The 16,250-nt window shown below is 61.1% G+C and carries 15 protein-coding genes; 7 read left to right on the top strand and 8 right to left on the bottom strand.

Going from position 1 to position 16,250, the window contains the following annotated elements; genetic code table 11:
* Positions 1 to 86: 86 nt before the first annotated feature.
* The 6 genes from AC1RO5_RS17920 to AC1RO5_RS17895 all read right to left on the bottom strand — a co-directional run bounded on the left by AC1RO5_RS17920 (position 87) and on the right by AC1RO5_RS17895 (position 7,131).
* Positions 87 to 860: an enoyl-CoA hydratase gene (locus AC1RO5_RS17920; protein ID WP_493176661.1), complete on the bottom strand. Its 774-nt coding sequence runs from the start codon at positions 858 to 860 to the stop codon at positions 87 to 89.
* A gap of 45 nt (positions 861 to 905) precedes the next feature.
* The gene (locus AC1RO5_RS17915; protein WP_493176659.1) at positions 906 to 2,033 is read right to left on the bottom strand and encodes an acyl-CoA dehydrogenase; all 1,128 of its coding nucleotides are present in this window, start codon (positions 2,031 to 2,033) and stop codon (positions 906 to 908) included.
* A gap of 180 nt (positions 2,034 to 2,213) precedes the next feature.
* Complete coding sequence (locus AC1RO5_RS17910; RefSeq protein WP_493176657.1) at positions 2,214 to 3,407, bottom strand: acetyl-CoA C-acyltransferase; 1,194 nt, start codon at positions 3,405 to 3,407, stop codon at positions 2,214 to 2,216.
* Positions 3,408 to 3,419: 12 nt separating this feature from the next.
* The gene (locus tag AC1RO5_RS17905; RefSeq protein ID WP_493176656.1) at positions 3,420 to 4,181 is read right to left on the bottom strand and encodes an SDR family NAD(P)-dependent oxidoreductase; all 762 of its coding nucleotides are present in this window, start codon (positions 4,179 to 4,181) and stop codon (positions 3,420 to 3,422) included.
* A 16-nt stretch (positions 4,182 to 4,197) separates the two neighbouring features.
* Positions 4,198 to 5,862, bottom strand: a complete 1,665-nt coding sequence (locus AC1RO5_RS17900) for an AMP-binding protein (RefSeq protein WP_493176654.1) — start codon at positions 5,860 to 5,862, stop codon at positions 4,198 to 4,200.
* Positions 5,863 to 6,114: 252 nt separating this feature from the next.
* Positions 6,115 to 7,131, bottom strand: a complete 1,017-nt coding sequence (locus tag AC1RO5_RS17895; protein ID WP_493176653.1) for an AraC family transcriptional regulator — start codon at positions 7,129 to 7,131, stop codon at positions 6,115 to 6,117.
* 294 nt (positions 7,132 to 7,425) lie between these two features.
* Between AC1RO5_RS17895 and efeU the strand changes: the two genes are divergently transcribed.
* From efeU to efeO (AC1RO5_RS17875), 4 genes are read left to right on the top strand one after another with little or no spacing between them, the layout of a single operon-like run.
* A complete protein-coding gene (efeU, locus tag AC1RO5_RS17890) occupies positions 7,426 to 8,265 on the top strand; it encodes an iron uptake transporter permease EfeU (protein WP_493176652.1) in 840 nt (279 codons plus the stop codon).
* Positions 8,266 to 8,273: 8 nt separating this feature from the next.
* On the top strand, positions 8,274 to 9,473 hold the full coding sequence (gene efeO / locus AC1RO5_RS17885) for an iron uptake system protein EfeO (protein WP_493176650.1): 1,200 nt from the start codon (positions 8,274 to 8,276) through the stop codon (positions 9,471 to 9,473).
* Positions 9,474 to 9,491: 18 nt separating this feature from the next.
* On the top strand, positions 9,492 to 10,790 hold the full coding sequence (gene efeB, locus AC1RO5_RS17880) for an iron uptake transporter deferrochelatase/peroxidase subunit (protein ID WP_493176648.1): 1,299 nt from the start codon (positions 9,492 to 9,494) through the stop codon (positions 10,788 to 10,790).
* 26 nt (positions 10,791 to 10,816) lie between these two features.
* Positions 10,817 to 11,641: an iron uptake system protein EfeO gene (efeO, locus tag AC1RO5_RS17875; RefSeq protein WP_493176646.1), complete on the top strand. Its 825-nt coding sequence runs from the start codon at positions 10,817 to 10,819 to the stop codon at positions 11,639 to 11,641.
* A 134-nt stretch (positions 11,642 to 11,775) separates the two neighbouring features.
* Here efeO (AC1RO5_RS17875) and pssA read toward each other — a convergent pair whose 3' ends face one another.
* The gene (gene pssA / locus AC1RO5_RS17870; RefSeq protein WP_493176645.1) at positions 11,776 to 13,119 is read right to left on the bottom strand and encodes a CDP-diacylglycerol--serine O-phosphatidyltransferase; all 1,344 of its coding nucleotides are present in this window, start codon (positions 13,117 to 13,119) and stop codon (positions 11,776 to 11,778) included.
* 248 nt (positions 13,120 to 13,367) lie between these two features.
* Here pssA and AC1RO5_RS17865 point away from each other — a divergent pair, with 248 nt between their 5' ends.
* The 3 genes from AC1RO5_RS17865 (at position 13,368) to AC1RO5_RS17855 (ending at position 15,449) form a co-directional block, all read left to right on the top strand.
* On the top strand, positions 13,368 to 13,931 hold the full coding sequence (locus AC1RO5_RS17865) for a TetR/AcrR family transcriptional regulator (protein WP_493176643.1): 564 nt from the start codon (positions 13,368 to 13,370) through the stop codon (positions 13,929 to 13,931).
* Between the two features lie 56 nt (positions 13,932 to 13,987).
* The gene (locus AC1RO5_RS17860) at positions 13,988 to 14,464 is read left to right on the top strand and encodes a nuclear transport factor 2 family protein (RefSeq protein WP_019649650.1); all 477 of its coding nucleotides are present in this window, start codon (positions 13,988 to 13,990) and stop codon (positions 14,462 to 14,464) included.
* Positions 14,465 to 14,669: 205 nt separating this feature from the next.
* Positions 14,670 to 15,449 (top strand): TSUP family transporter, encoded by a 780-nt coding sequence (locus tag AC1RO5_RS17855; RefSeq protein WP_493176641.1) that lies wholly within the window; start codon positions 14,670 to 14,672, stop codon positions 15,447 to 15,449.
* Here AC1RO5_RS17855 and nudC read toward each other — a convergent pair.
* A complete protein-coding gene (nudC, locus tag AC1RO5_RS17850; RefSeq protein WP_028940637.1) occupies positions 15,417 to 16,247 on the bottom strand; it encodes an NAD(+) diphosphatase in 831 nt (276 codons plus the stop codon). The two genes, AC1RO5_RS17855 and nudC, sit on opposite strands and share 33 nt — an antisense overlap.
* Between the last annotated feature and the right edge of the window lie 3 nt (positions 16,248 to 16,250).

The following is a 16,250-nucleotide window of genomic DNA, read 5'->3' as shown; positions in this document are numbered from 1 at the left end:
GCAGGCACAGCAAGGGGGAGCAAGCTCCCCCTTTAGTTTTTACCGGACACTAGTGACGCGGAGCGTGGGAACGATCGGTACGCTAATCACTTGCCTTGGAATTCGGCCTCACGCTTGGCAATAAACGCCGCCATCCCTTCTTTCTGATCCTGCGTGGCAAACGCCGCATGGAATACCCGGCGTTCAAAACGCACGCCTTCCGACAGGCTGACTTCAAAGGCGCGGTTGACGCTTTCCTTGATCATCATCGCAATCGGCAGCGACTTCTTCGCAATCAATGCCGCGACTTTAAGCGCTTCGTCCACCAGCTCATCTGCCGGTACGATGCGCGCCACGATCCCGCAACGCTCGGCTTCCACCGCATCGATCAAGCGCCCGCTCAGGCACATTTCCATGGCCTTGGCCTTGCCCACGGCGCGGGTCAGGCGCTGGGTGCCGCCCATGCCCGGCAACACGCCGAGGTTGATTTCCGGTTGGCCGAATCTGGCATTGTCGCCGGCCAGAATGAAGTCGCACATCAGCGCCAGTTCGCAGCCACCGCCCAAGGCGAAACCGTTGACCGCAGCAATGATCGGCTTGCGGCGATTGGCCACGCGATCACTGTCACTGAACAGGTCGTCGAGGTAGATCTGCGGGTAGGTCAGCTCGGCCATTTCCTTGATGTCGGCACCAGCGGCGAAGGCTTTTTTCGAGCCGGTCAGCACGATGCAACCGATGTTCGAATCGGCTTCCAGGCCATCGAGGGCGTGGTTCAGTTCACTGACGATTTGGGCATTCAACGCGTTCAAGGCTTGCGGACGGTTGAGGGTGATCAGGCCCACGCGGTCCTTGATCTCCAAAAGAATCGTTTCATAGCTCATAAATAACTCCTGATAAACACTTGATCCCCTGTAGGGGATTCCTTCTCAAAGATTGCGCGAAATGACCATGCGCTGAATGTCGCTGGTGCCTTCGTAGATCTGGCACACCCGCACGTCGCGGTAGATCCGCTCCAGCGGGAAATCGTTCAGGTAACCGTAACCGCCAAGGGTTTGCAACGCCGAGGAGCAAACCTTTTCGGCCATTTCCGAGGCGAACAGCTTGGCCATCGACGCTTCGACCAGCGCCGGTTTGCCGCTGTCGCGCAACGCCGCCGCGTAATGCACCATCTGCCGGGCCACGGCGATCTGGGTCGCCATGTCGGCCAGGCGAAACGCTACCGCCTGGTGTTCGATGATCGGCTTGCCGAAGCTCTCGCGTTCACGGGCGTAGTCGCGGGCCGCTTCGAACGCAGCGCGGGCCATGCCCACCGATTGCGAGGCGATACCGACACGCCCGCCTTCGAGGTTGGCCAGGGCGATCTTGTAGCCTTCGCCCTCCTCACCCAGTCGGTTGGCCACCGGCACTTTCACATCCTCGAAGAGAATCTGGCAGGTATCGGAGGCGTGCTGGCCGAGCTTGTCTTCGACCCGCGCCACTTTGTAGCCCGGCGAATCGGTGGGCACGATCAGCGCGGTGATCCCGCGTTTGCCGGCACTTGGGTCAGTCACCGCAAACACAATCACCACCCCGGCGTTTTGCCCGGAAGTGATGAATTGCTTGCAGCCGTTGAGCACGTAGTGATCGCCTTCCAGCCGGGCACGGGTTTTCAGGCTGCTGGCATCGGAGCCGGCTTGCGGTTCGGTCAGCGCAAATGCACCGAGCATCGCGCCGCCAGCCAGCGGTTTGAGGAAACGTTCTTTCTGGTCGTCGTTGCCGAACTTGAGGATCGGCACGCAACCCACCGAGTTGTGCACGCTCATGATGGTCGAGCAAGCACCGTCGCCGGCGGCGATTTCTTCCAGGGCCATGGCGTAAGCCAGGTAACCGGTGTCACAACCGCCCCACTGCTCCGGCACCAGCATGCCGAAGAAACCCAGGCCGGCCATCTCGCCGATGGCTTCCTTGGGGAAGCGATGTTCGCGGTCCCATTCGGCGGCGAACGGTTTCAGCCGTTCCTGGGCAAACTGCCGGGCCGCGTCGCTGATCTGCAGTTGTTCGTCGTTGGGGATCATGCCAATTCCTTAAAAATCAAGTTGAAACGCAAGACCTGTGAGAGCGGGCTTGTGTGGCGAGGGAGCTTGCTCCCGTTCGACTGCGCAGCAGTCGCAAAGCTTTTGGGGCCGCTTCGCGACCCAGCGGGAGCAAGCTCCCTCGCCACAAAAAAACCACACACAGGTTGCGCCTCATTAGCCTCAGTACAGGCATTCAACGGCCATGGCCGTCGCTTCGCCGCCACCGATGCAGATCGCTGCAACGCCGCGTTTCAGGCCTTTCTGGCGCAGGGCCGAGAGCAAGGTGACGAGGATCCGCGCGCCGGATGCACCAATCGGGTGGCCCAAAGCGCAAGCACCGCCGTGGATGTTGACCTTCTCGTGGGAGATTTCCAGCTTGGTCATGGTCACCAGGCTCACCACGGCGAAAGCTTCGTTGACTTCGAACAACTCGACTTCATCCAGCGACCAGCCGGTTTTCTTCATCAGTTTCTTGATCGCGCCCACCGGTGCCACCGGGAACAGCCCCGGGGTGTCGGCAAACGCCGCATGGCCGTGAATCACTGCCAGCGGCTTCAAGCCTTGTTTCTCGGCTTCGGAACGGCGCATCAGCACCAGTGCCGCCGCGCCGTCGGAGATCGAACTGGAGTTCGCCGCCGTCACCGTGCCGCCCTCGCGGAAAGCCGGTTTCAGCGAAGCGATCTTGTCCAGTTTGGCTTTCGGCGGCTGTTCGTCGTGGCTGATCAGCACTTGCTGTTTGCCGACCGTCACAGTGAGCGGCACGATCTCGGCGTTAAAGCTACCTTCCTCGATCGCCTGTTGGGCGCGGGTGGTGGACGCGATGGCAAACGCGTCCTGATCTTCACGGCTGAAGCCATTGGTCTCGGCGCAATCCTCGGCAAAGGTGCCCATCAGGCGGCCCTTGTCGTAGGCGTCTTCGAGGCCGTCGAGGAACATGTGATCGAGCACCTGGCCATGGCCCATGCGGTAACCGCTGCGGGCGCGGTCCAGCAGGTACGGCGCGTTGGACATGCTTTCCATGCCGCCAGCGACCACCACATCGGCGCTGCCGGCGATCAGCATGTCGTGGGCCAGAATCGTCGCTTCCATGCCCGAGCCGCACATTTTGTTCAACGTCGTGCAGCGGGTCGATTTATCCAGCCCGGCGCCCAGTGCTGCTTGCCGCGCCGGGGCCTGGCCGAGGCCGGCGGAGAGCACGCAACCGAACAGCACTTCTTCTACAGATTCAGGGGCGATACCGGCGCGTTCGACCGCTGCACGAATCGCTGCGGCACCCAGTTGTGGCGCGGTCAGGCTTTTCAGTTCGCCCTGGAAACCGCCCATCGGGGTGCGGACGGCGCTGACGATAACAATCGGATCGTTGGACTGTGTCATGACAAATTCTCCTTATTTGGCGGCCATGCGCAAAGCGCCGTCGAGACGGATCACCTCGCCGTTGAGCATGCTGTTTTCTATGATATGCCTGGCCAGCGCGGCGTACTCGCCCGGCTTGCCCAGGCGCGGCGGAAACGGCACACCAGCGGCCAGCGAATCACGGACTTCCGGGGTCATGCCGGCCATCATCGGCGTTTCGAAAATGCCCGGCGCGATGGTCATCACGCGGATGCCGAAGCGCGCCAGTTCACGGGCGGCGGGCAAGGTCAGGCTGGCAATTGCGCCTTTGGACGCCGAATACGCGGCCTGGCCGATCTGGCCGTCGAAGGCCGCGACCGAGGCGGTGTTGATGATCACCCCGCGCTCGCCGTCTGCATCGGCTTCGGTTTCGGCAATCGCCGCCGCAGCCAGGCGCAGCATATTGAAACTGCCGATCAGGTTGACGTTGATCACCTGGCTGAAACTGGCCAACGCATGGGGGCCGGTCTTGCCGAGGATCTTCTCGCCGCGGACGATGCCGGCGCAATTGACCAGACCATTGAGGCAGCCAAACGCTTTGACCGTCGCCTGCACCGCCGCTTCTGCCGCCGCTTCATTGCTGATGTCGGCTACCACGCTTTGCGCGCCGAGACGTGCAGCCTGCGCCGCGCCGGCTTCGGCGTTCATGTCTACCAGCATCACCTTGGCGCCGGCGGCCACCAGCATTTCAGCGGTGGCGGCACCGAGGCCGGAAGCACCGCCGGTGACGAGAAAAACCTTGTTTTCGATCTGCATCATTGTTTCCTTGGATTCAAGCTGAAACGTTCTTCGCGGCGGCCTCTTGAGCCTTGGCGATTTCCTGGTTGCGCAAGATAAAGCGCTGCAATTTGCCGCTTGGGGTTTTCGGCAATTCACTGACAAATTCGATTTCACGGGGGTACGAGTGCGCCGCCAGACGCTTGCGCACGTGTTGCCGCAGCTCTTCGGCCAACGCAGGTTCGGCACGGTATTGCGGGCTGAGCACGACGAAGGCTTTCACCAGTTCGGTGCGCTCCGGGTCGGGTTTGCCGATCACCGCCGCCTCGACCACCGCCGGGTGTTCGATCAGCGCGCTTTCCACGTCGAACGGGCCGACGCGGTAACCCGAGGTGGTGATCACGTCGTCGCTGCGGCCGACGAAGCTGATGCTGCCGTCCGGGTTCCACTCGACGGTGTCGCCGCTCAGGTAATAATTGCCGACGAACGCTTTGGTCGATACGCCTTCGTAACCGCCGAACCAACACATCGGCGACTGGGTACGGTCAATGGCCAGGATTCCTGGCTGGCCGACGCCAAGCTCTTTGTATTCGTCATCCAGCACCACGATGCGGTGACCCGGCGAGGCAAAACCGGCGGCGCCCATGTGGATCGGATGGTCCAGGCCGTGGTGATTGCACAGGACCATGCCCAGTTCGGTCTGGCCGTAATGGTCGTGAATCACCACGCCGAGGTTGTCGGCGAACCAGCGGATCACTTCCGGATTCAGCGGCTCGCCGGCACTGCTGACGATGCGCAGCTTGCCCTTGATCGAACGGGCGAATTCATCGCCTCCGGCAATCAGCAAGCGGTAGGCGGTCGGTGAACCGGTGAGGTTGGTAATCCCGTATTTGTTGATCACCCGGCAGGTGCTTTCGAGGGTGAACGGGCCATCGTAGAAGGTGATCGGATGCCCCATCGCCATCGGCCCGGTGACGCCGAAATAAATGCCGTAGGCCCAGCCCGGATCGGCGACGTTCCAGAACGCGTCCTCGGGGCGCAGGTCCACCGCGTCGCGGGTGTAGCTCTGGAACGCAACGATGGCCTTGAGCGGCACCGACAGTGCTTTCGACGGGCCGGTGGTGCCCGAGGTGAACATCAGCAGGAATGGGTCTTCGCCGGTCAGCAATACCGGTTCGCAGACGCTGGAGTAGTTGGCCAGTTCGGCCCAGAAACTGAAATCACCCCGAACAATACCTTGGCCTTTCGGGCCGCCGACGGTGACGATGGTCGGGCAGTCGGCCACTTCAGCCAGTTTCGAGCGATTGACCGCATCGGTGACTACCACTTTGGCGCCGGAACTGCTCAGACGGTGTTCGATGGCTTTGGGACCGAAGGCGGTGAACAGCGGCTGATAAACCGCACCGATGCGCCAGGCGGCGAACACGGTGATCAGCAATTCGATGTTGCGGGGCAACAGACCTGCGACCTTGTCGCCCTTCTTCACGCCCTGGGCCACCAGGAAATTGGCGAAACGCGCGGCCTTGTCCTGCAAGTCGCTGAAGGTGTAGGTCGCGCTACTACCGTCGCGACCTTCCCAGAACAGCGCAATGCGCCCCGGCAAGGCATGCCGGTCGCAACACTCGACGCAGGCGTTGAGCGCGGTCAACGATCCTGTGAGCGCAGCATCGACGGTGTGCTGATAATTGAACTGTGACGTAGCAGACAAGTAATCGCGCATTGCCAGAATCCCTCTGTATTTTTATTAGGTTGGGGGAACCGTAATCAACAGGGAAATACTCGCTCTGCGCGGGGAGCGGGACAATGGTCAAAGCTATCAAGTTGTGTGACTGGTTTGGCCAAGGACGCTACCTACCTCGTTCCCACGCTCTGCGTGGGAATGCAGCCCGGGACGCTCCGCGTCCCAGAAGCGGACGCAGAGCGTCCATTGAGGCATTCCCACGCAGAGCGTGGGAACGATCGATCATCCGGATCAGTCAGCCTCGTTGAGAATCAGACTCCGATAATGCCCAGGATTGGACCCCGACCACTTGCGAAACGCCTTGTAGAACGAGCTGGCATCGGCAAACCCCAAGCGGGTGGCGATTTCGGCGAAGCTGATGGTCGGCTCGGCCAGCCAGACGATGGCCAGTTCCTTGCGCACGCTGTCCTTGAGCCCCTGATACGTCTGCCCTTCTTCGGCCAGGCGGCGGCGCAAAGTTGAAGCCGACATGCACAGTTGCTGCGCCAGCGCTTCGGTTTCCGGCCAGCGCTCGGCGGGCAGTTGCCGCAGATCGTGCTTGATCCGGCTGGCCAGGCTCTCGGGGTCGCGGTACTTGACCAGAATGTTCGCCGGCGCTTGGGCGAGGAAGCGCTTGAGCTCTTCGGCGCTGCGCTTGATCGGCAAATCCAGGCAGTCGGCGGAAAAAATCATCCGCGTGCGCGGCCGGTCGAATCGCAGGTTCTCGGAAAACATCACCCGATAGTCATCGCAAAAATCCGGCTCCGGACAACGCAGTTCGATGGCCAGGATCGGAATCCGCCGGCCCGCCAGCCAGCAGGCAACGCCATGCACGATCATCCAGTAAGTGAAATAGGTGAAGGCGCGGCGCGGCTCCTCGTCGTCTTCCAGCAGGACGATCTCCGCCAGGCTTTGCTGGCGAACCAATTGTGCGGGCAGACGTTCGAGCATCAACGACAGAAAACTCAGGCCCGAGGTCAGCCCGGCGGCCAGGCTCGGCTGAACCATGGAGCAACGACAGAGAAACTCCAGGCTGCCGGACTTGAGCTTGCGCGGGTCCATGCCAAAAAACTCATCGTCCCCGCGCCGGGCCAGCAAACGCCACAGGCGCGCATAGGCGGTGGCCGGGACACGGGCGTCGGTTGCGTCCAGCAACACCGGATCGATGCCGACCTTGTTCAACACCTCTGTAGTTGCAGCGCCCGGGGCGCAACTTTGCAACAGCGCTTCACGCACCAATTGAATGGCGATGGTGTCTTTTTCCGACATTGACCGGGGTGAGCCTTGTTATTTGGGTGGTGGGCATATTAGCGCACAGCGAACCGATTCCGTAGGAGCGAGCGGTGCGGCGATCCGACTTGCCCGCGAAGAACGATGACGCGGTTTCACTGACAGACCGAGTTGCCTGATTCGCGGGCAAGCCTCGCTCCTACGGGATGGCGGGATGGCGGGATCTTCAGGGTTGTTCAGCTTAGGTTCAGGTAATTAGCAATAACTACCATATGAGAATGAGTTTCATCATGTTACAAATTAGCACCCTATCTAATTACTTCCCGGTGCTGAATGCTCGTTCCTTTTCTGATCATGCTGCGCGAAGGCATCGAAGCCGCGTTGATCGTTGGCATTATCGCCAGTTACCTCAAGCAGACCGGTCGCGGTCAATGGATGCCGGCAGTGTGGATCGGCGTATTCCTCGCCGCCGCATTGGCCCTGCTGGTTGGCGGTGGCCTGGAACTGGTCAGTGCCGAGTTCCCGCAAAAGCAGCAAGAACTGTTTGAAGGCGTGGTCGGTTTGCTGGCCGTCGGCATCCTCAGTTCCATGGTGTTCTGTATGCGCAAGGTGGCGCGTTCGATCAAACATTCGCTGCACGTTTCCCTCGATCAGGCGCTGACCGGCTCCAGGCATCAGGTGACCGCGCTGATCGCCATGGTGTTTTTCGCCGTCGCCCGAGAGGGTCTGGAAACGGTGTTTTTCCTGCTCGCCGTATTCCAGCAGAGCGAAGGCCCGGCGGCACCGATCGGCGCCCTGCTCGGCCTGATCCTGGCGATCATCGTCGGTTTCCTGATTTACACCGGCAGCATGCGCTTGAATCTCTCGGCGTTCTTCCGCTGGACCGGTCTGTTCATTCTGGTGGTGGCCGCCGGGATTCTCGCCAACTCGGTGCAAGCCCTGCATGAAGCCGGCGTGTGGAATCACCTGCAAACCGTGCTCTTCGACTTCAGCGCCACGCTGCCGATGGACGGCCCGTTGGGTTCGGTGCTGGCCGGAATGTTCGGCTACCAGGATGCGCCGACCGTCAGCACTCTCGGGGCGTATCTGCTTTATCTGTTGGTGGCGCTGGTGATGTTTTTTCTCCCGGCGGCCGCGCCCGCGCAAACACCCTCTTCCGTTTCCAGCCAGTAAGGGCCTTCATGTCAACGCCAGTTCCTCCAGTGGCTTCCCCTCCCCGCGCCTTGCGCTGGGCGGTAGCCGGTTCGGTGATCGTGATGATCGCCGCCGGTGGCCTGTTCTACTACGCCTCGAAAATGGCCGCCGCCAAGCGCCAGACCAACCACGACCAAGTGCTGGTCACCATTCACCCGCACAGCTGCGAACCGAATGCGCTGACGGTTCCGGCCGGGCGTGCCAGTTTTCGCATCGTCAACGGCTCGGACCGTGCCGTCGAATGGGAGATTCTTGACGGCGTGCTGGTGGTCGAAGAGCGCGAGAACATCGCCCCCGGCCTGAGCCAGGTGATCAACGCCAACCTGTTGCCCGGTGACTACGCGATCACCTGCGGCTTGCTGAGCAACCCGCGCGGCACCTTGCACGTCACCCCGACCGCCGCTTCCGATGCGGCGGCCAAGGCGCGTCCGTCGATGGTGGCGTTCATTGGTCCGCTGTCGGAATTCCGCGTGTACCTGAGCAGCCAGAGCACCGCGCTGATCAAAGCCGTCACCGCCCTTGAGCAAGCGATCGAGGCCGGCGACCTGAGCCAGGCGCAAGCCTTGTATGTGCCGGCTCGCGCAGCCCATCAACGGTTGGCTCCAGCGGCCCAGCGCCTGGCGGAACTGGACAACGCGATCAACGCCCGCGCCGATTACTTCGATAAGCGCGAGCAGGATCCGGGATTCGTCGGCTTCCACCGCCTCGAATACGCGCTGTTCCAGCAACGCAACCTCGACGGCCTGACGCCCGTTGCCCAGCGCCTGAGCATCGATGTCGCCAACCTCAAACAGCAACTGCTGGCCCAGTCGCTGCCGCCGGAGCAACTGGTGAGCATGCTGGTGCGCAACCTCAACAGCCTCGCCGAGGTACGCGCCCGTAGCGGTGAAGAAGAACGCTACAGCCACACCGACCTGAACGGCTTCGCCGCCAACCTCGACGCGACCCGCAAAGTCGTCGACCTGTTGCGGCCATTGCTGAGCAAATCTGCCGCTGAACTACTGGCGAAAATCGACAGCGCGGCCACGGCCTTCGACGCCGAGCTCAACGGTTTCAAGGTCAAGGATGGCTACGCCAGCTACGACACTGTCAGCGTCGAACAACGCAAGCATATCGCTGACAAGGCCAAGGTTCTGGCCGATGCACTCGATGGAATCGATCCCGCCCTTGGCCTTTCCGGCCTGTAAGCAGAAGACCTCAGACAGATGAACGACTCAGAACAGTTTTCAGCACAACGCCGTCGCGTATTGATGGGCATGGGAGCCGCCGGTGTAGCGCTAGCCGGTTCGGCCTTGAGTTGCCCGGCCATGGCCGCCAGCCCGGCGCAAGTCACCGAAGCGCCGAGCAGCGACAAAACCGAAGACCGCCACGCCTTCCACGGCCAGCACCAGACCGGCATCGTCACCCCTCGCCCGACGTCGGGCATGCTGGTGTCGTACGACGTATTGGCCAGCGACCGCGCAGACCTGGAGCGGCTGTTTCGCACGCTCAACGAGCGCATCGCGTTCCTGATGCAAGGCGGCCCGGTAGCGCAGGTCGACCCGAAACTGCCGCCGCTGGATTCGGGGATTCTTGGCCCGGTGGTCACGCCCGACAACCTGACCATCACCGTATCGGTGGGCGAGTCGCTGTTCGACGAGCGCTTCGGTCTGGCCGGCGCCAAGCCCAAGCGGTTGATCCGCATGGTCGGTTTCCCCAACGACGCACTGGAAGCCGACTGCTGCCACGGCGACCTGAGCTTGCAGTTCTGCTCCAACACCGCCGACACCAACATCCACGCCCTGCGCGACATCGTGAAAAACCTGCCGGACCTGTTGCTGGTGCGCTGGAAACAGGAAGGCAGCGTGCCGCCGCAAGCCCCGGCGAAACCCGGTGTGCCGGCGCAGAGCGCACGCAACTTCCTGGGTTTTCGCGACGGCTCGGCCAACCCCGACTCCAACGACACCAAGGCCATGGACAGAATCGTCTGGGTCCAGCCCGGCAGCGACGAACCGGCCTGGGCGGTCAACGGCAGCTATCAGGCGGTGCGGATCATCCGCAACTTCGTCGAACGCTGGGACCGCACGCCGCTGCAAGAACAGCAAAGCATTATCGGCCGGGTCAAGAGCACCGGTGCACCGATGGATGGTGCGCATGAAACCCAAGTCCCGGACTACGCCAAAGACCCGCAAGGCAAGCTGACCAAACTCGATGCTCACATCCGCCTGGCCAACCCGCGTACCGCCGCGACCCAGACGAACCTGATCCTGCGTCGGCCGTTCAACTACTCCAACGGCGTGAACAAGAACGGTCAGCTGGACATGGGTCTGCTGTTCATCTGTTACCAGGCAGATTTGCAAAAAGGCTTCATCACCGTGCAAACCCGACTCAACGGCGAGCCGTTGGAGGAATACCTGAAACCGGTTGGCGGCGGGTACTTCTTCACCCTGCCCGGCGTGACTGGCGACAAGGATTTCATCGGTCGCTCGCTGCTCAACGCCACACAACCCAAAGCCTCAGTCTGACCCTTACCACCCCACGGAACCGTCCCATGAAAAAGTCGCCCCTCGCGTTACTGCTGACCCTTGGTTTGCTCAACACCCCGTTTTCGGCTTTCGCGGCGACGGCGCCGCTGGAGTTGGTGGGGCCGATCTCGGACTACAAAATCTACGTCACCGAACAACTGGATGAACTCGCCAGCCACACTCAGCAATTCACCGACGCAGTGAAAAAAGGCGACCTGGCCACCGCGAAAAAGCTCTACGCACCGACCCGCGTCTATTACGAGTCGATCGAACCGATTGCCGAGCTGTTCAGTGACCTCGATGCGTCCATCGACTCGCGGGTCGACGACCACGAAAAAGGCGTGAAGGCCGAAGACTTCACCGGTTTCCATCGCATCGAATATTCACTGTTCTCGGAGAACAGCACCCAGGGCCTGGACGAGCTGGCCGACGGCTTGAACAAAGACGTGAAAGACCTGAAAACCCGCGTCGCCGGCCTGACCTTCCCACCGGAAAAAGTCGTTGGCGGTGCTGCGGCGCTGCTCGAAGAAGTGGCCGCCACCAAGATATCCGGCGAGGAAGATCGCTACAGCCACACCGACCTCTATGACTTCCAGGGCAACATCGACGGCGCGAAGAAAATCGTCGACCTGTTCCGTCCGCAGATCGAAAAGCAAGACGCGGCATTCATGGCCAAAGTCGACAAGAACTTCACCACGGTGAACAAGACGTTGGCCAAGTACAAAACCACGGAGGGTGGTTTTGAAACGTATGACAAGGTGAAGGACAGCGACCGCAAAGCGCTGGTCGGGCCGGTGAATACACTGGCTGAGGATTTGTCGATGTTGCGGGGGAAGTTGGGGTTGAACTGAGATTTGTAGTGTTTGAGCGGGCCTCTTCGCGGGCAAGCCTCGCTCCTACAGGGGAACGCATATCCTCCGTAGGAGCGAGGCTTGCCCGCGAAGGCGTCCTTACTGGCACCACACCCGCCCCGCCGTGTTAACCCTTACAAAATCCGATACAACAACCGCTCGATCCGCACCCGGCTAACACGCTTGAGAAACTTGGCCACTCCCGCCGGGTAATCCGGCAGCGTTTGCAGGTCCAGGTAACGCTCAATACGGCGGGTGTGCTGGAAAATCTCCGCCAGTTCCTTGCCACGCGGTTCCAGCAACTCGCCTTTCGGATCATCAATCAGCAACGCGTTTTCCAGATCAAGACGGAACGCCCGTGGATTGAGGTTGTTGCCGGTCAGCAAGGTGTATCGCTGATCGATCCACATGCCCTTGAGGTGATAGGTGTTGTCGCCATCCTTCCACAGATGCAGGTTCAGCTTGCCGCTGTCGATGTTGCGCTGATGACGCTTGGCGAAACGCCGCAGGCTGATTTCGTAGAGGTACGGCAGCGCCGCGATCACCTTGAACGGCTCGCTGGGCGGGATGTAGAAGTCGTTGGCGGTCTTGTCGCCGACGATGATGTCGATCTTCACGCCGCGAGCCAGGGCCCGGTTGATTTCCCGGGTCACCGCCAGCGGCAGGTTGAAGTACGGAGTGCAGATGGTCAGCTGATGCTGCGCACTGGCGATCAGCTCGCAGATCACCCGACTCAACGGGTTGTTCTTGCCCACACCGAGCAACGGGCTGACCGATAAACCACCCTTTTCCGTGCTACCCGCCGTGGTGTCGTACGCCGCGTGCTTGAGACGGCTGCGCAGGTCACCGATGTCGTGGCGTAGGCTGCGGGTGGTCGGCAAGTTCGGCAGGTCGAGGCGATGCACCGCTTTGGAGGTGATCAGACCGTGCTGAATCAGGTGATGCATCGAATCGGCCAGCGCCTGGTTCTGCAGCAGGTGATAACGGTCGAAGCGGTACTTGTCGAATTTGTGCAGGTAAACGTTGTTCAGGCTCGCGCCGCTATAGATCACGCAATCGTCGATCACGAAGCCCTTCAAATGCAGCACGCCGAACAGCTCGCGGGTCTGCACCGGCACGCCGTACACCGGCACTTCGCTTTCGTGGGTGCGGGTGGTTTCCTGATACCAGGCCGAGTTGCCCGGTTGCTTGCCGGCACCGATCAAGCCGCGCTGGGCGCGCAGCCAGTCCACAACCACCACCACGTCCAGTTCCGGACGCGCCAGTTTGGCCGCGTGCAGGGCATCGAGGATTTCCTGGCCGGCCTCATCCTGTTGCAGGTACAGCGCAACGATGTAGATACGCCGGGTCGCCTGAGCGATTTTTTCCAGCAGGCAACGACGGAACTCGGCAGCGCCAGAGAGGATGGTGACAGCATCGGCGGTCAGCGGAAAACTGCGCAGTTTAGGCAGCAGAGAGCGTTTGAAAAGCAACGGCATAGGGCTCGCAAAGGGTCGAATCCGAAGAGCCTGAGAGCTTACACCATGGATGGGTTTGGGTCTTGTTACTGTCTGTAAAGACCCCGCACCGATCGTTCCCATGCGCAGCAAAGGAATGCATCTCGTGACGCTCTGCGTCACATTAACGCTGGACGCGGAGCGTCCATGGCGGCATTCCCACGCAGAGCGTGGGAACGATCACTGAAAAAACGTTGACCAAGGAGAACGATCATTCTACTGTTAGCAACATGAACGAAATCACTAGCAACGACACACGCGACATCATTCTGGATGTCACCGAAAAGTTGATCTACAAAAGTGGCATCGCTGCCACCGGCATGGATCTTCTGGTGAAAACCGCCGGCGTCTCCAGAAAAAGTATTTACCGCTACTTCGCCAACAAGGAGGAGCTTGTCGTCGCGGCCCTGCAACGCCGCGATGTGCGCTGGATGCACTGGTATCGAAGCGAAGTCGGCAAGGCCCAAACCCCGGCCGAGCGGCTGCTCAACCTGTTTACCGTGCTCAAGGCCTGGTTCGCCTCCGAAGGCTTCCGCGGCTGCGCATTCATCAACACCAGCGGCGAAACCGGCGACCCGCAAGACCCGGTTCGCCTGGTCGCCAAAGAGCACAAACAGAAACTGCTCGACTACGTGCGCGAGCTCTGTACCGAACATGGCGCAACAGACCCGGAGACGCTGGCCAGACAGCTGCTGATCCTGATCGACGGTGCCATTACCGTAGCGCTTGTGACGGGTGATCACAGTGCCGCCGATAATGCGCAATGCATGGCGCGAAAGTTATTGGACCTGTAACACTTTAAATAAGCCCGACAACTTGCTTGAACGTTAATTTGATAGGGAGACTTAATATGTCTACTGCCGAAGTTCGTCCGCCATTGCCGCCGTTTACCCGTGATTCGGCCATCGAAAAAGTTCGCCTGGCCGAAGACGGCTGGAATTCCCGTGACCCGGAACGGGTGTCCCTTGCCTACACCCTGGACACCCAGTGGCGTAACCGCGCCGAGTTCGCCCACAACCGCGAAGAAGCCAAAGCTTTCCTGACCCGCAAATGGGCCAAGGAACTGGACTATCGCCTGATCAAGGAACTCTGGGCCCATGGCGACAACCGCATCGCCGTGCGCTACGCCTACGAATGGCACGACGACTCGGGCAACTGGTTCCGTTCCTACGGCAACGAGAACTGGGAGTTCGACGAGAACGGCCTGATGTTCAACCGCTACGCCTGCATCAACGACATGCCGATCAAGGAAAGCGAGCGCAAGTTCCATTGGCCGCTGGGTCGCCGGCCGGATGATCACCCAGGGTTGTCCGATCTGGGCCTGTAACATCACCTCACCGATCGTTCCCACGCTCTGCGTGGTAATGCCGCCACGGACGCTCCGCGTCCGCCGTGACGCAGAGCGTCACAAGATGCATTCCCTCGCGGGAGCGTGGGAACGATCGGCTCAGGTCGCCGCATAAGTTGGATATGGGTAAGATACCGGCCTTTCCCGCAGCCCTCTTCTGCGCCCTGCCGAATAAGCCCATTCCATGCCTTTCGAACTCAGCGTTGACCTCACTACCCTGGCCGTTCTGGCTCTCGTCGCTTTCATTGCCGGTTTCATCGACGCCATCGCCGGCGGTGGCGGTCTGTTGACCACGCCGGCGCTGTTGACTGCCGGCCTGCCGCCGCATCTGGTGCTGGGCACCAACAAACTCAGCTCAACCTTCGGCTCGGCCACTGCCAGCTTCACCTTCTATCGACGCAAGCTGTTCCATCCACGGCAATGGATTCACGCCATCGTCGGCACGCTGGTCGGCGCACTCACCGGCGCCATCGTCGCTCATTACTTGCCGGCGGAATGGCTGAACAAGATGCTGCCGGTGATTGTGTTCGCCTGCGGCCTGTACCTGTTGTTCGGCGGCACGCCGAAAGCGCCGCTGGACAGCGATGCACCGATCAAGAAAAAGTGGCAATCGACCCAAGGCTTCGGCCTCGGCTTCTATGACGGCGTGGCCGGTCCGGGAACGGGGGCGTTCTGGACTGTCAGCAGCCTGCTGCTCTACCCCATCGACCTGGTCAAGGCCAGCGGCGTGGCGCGCAGCATGAACTTCGTCAGCAACATTGCGGCGCTGTCGGTGTTCATCTTTTCCGGGCAAGTGGACTGGATCATCGGCCTGAGCATGGGCCTGTCGGTGATGGTCGGCGCCTTCTTCGGCGCACGCACCGCCATCAGTGGCGGTGCGAAATTCATTCGCCCGGTGTTCATCACCGTGGTGCTCGGCCTGACCGTGCGCCTAGCCTGGCAGCACTGGTTCAGCATGGCCTAAGCGCCGCGCTACATAGACGTCGATCAGGTAACGGGCAATCGAGCGTGACGCCGGCAACGGCGGCAGCTCGTGCACGTTGAACCACTGGGCGTCTTCGATCTCGTCTTCCTGACAGACAATCTCGCCACCGGCGTACTCGGCATGAAAACCGAGCATCATCGAATGCGGGAACGGCCAGCACTGACTGCCCATGTACTGGATGTTCTTGACCTCGATCTGCACCTCTTCACGAACCTCGCGAATCAGGCAATCTTCGGCCGACTCACCCGGCTCGGCAAACCCCGCCAACGTGCTGTAGACCCCAGTGACAAAACGCGGTGAACGAGCCAGCAGAACCTCGTCACCACGGGTCACCAGCACGATCATGCTCGGCGAAATGCGCGGGTAGCTGCGTAAATCGCATGGCTCGCAGTACATTGCCCGCTCGCGCGGCACCTGGATCATCGCCTGCCCGCAGTTGCCGCAAAAACGGTGCTCACGGGCCCAGGTACCGATTTGCGCGGCATAGCCCAGAACCTTGTAGACGGTGTGATCGCCCTCGAGCATGAACGCCCGCAGGCCTTTCCAGTTACAGCCCGGCACGTCGCTGTGACTGCGCAGTTCCAGCAGGTACACCGGTTCGCCATCCAGGTGGCCGATGCCGTGCTCGGCGAGAATCGACAAGTCCTGACGCTTGAGCCATTCCCGTGGAAACAGCGCGCCATTGTCATCGAACAAAAAGCCTTCGGGGCTGCGCGCCACGGCCCAGCCGCCGGGTTGATCGGTGTCCAGTACTGCGGTGGTCCAGCGTGAAGTCATGGT

This window comes from Pseudomonas sp. GW822-FHT02G04, from assembly GCF_058802085.1.
The sequence above is the reverse complement of the archived record's forward strand: the minus strand, read 5'-3'. Positions and strand labels throughout refer to the sequence as shown.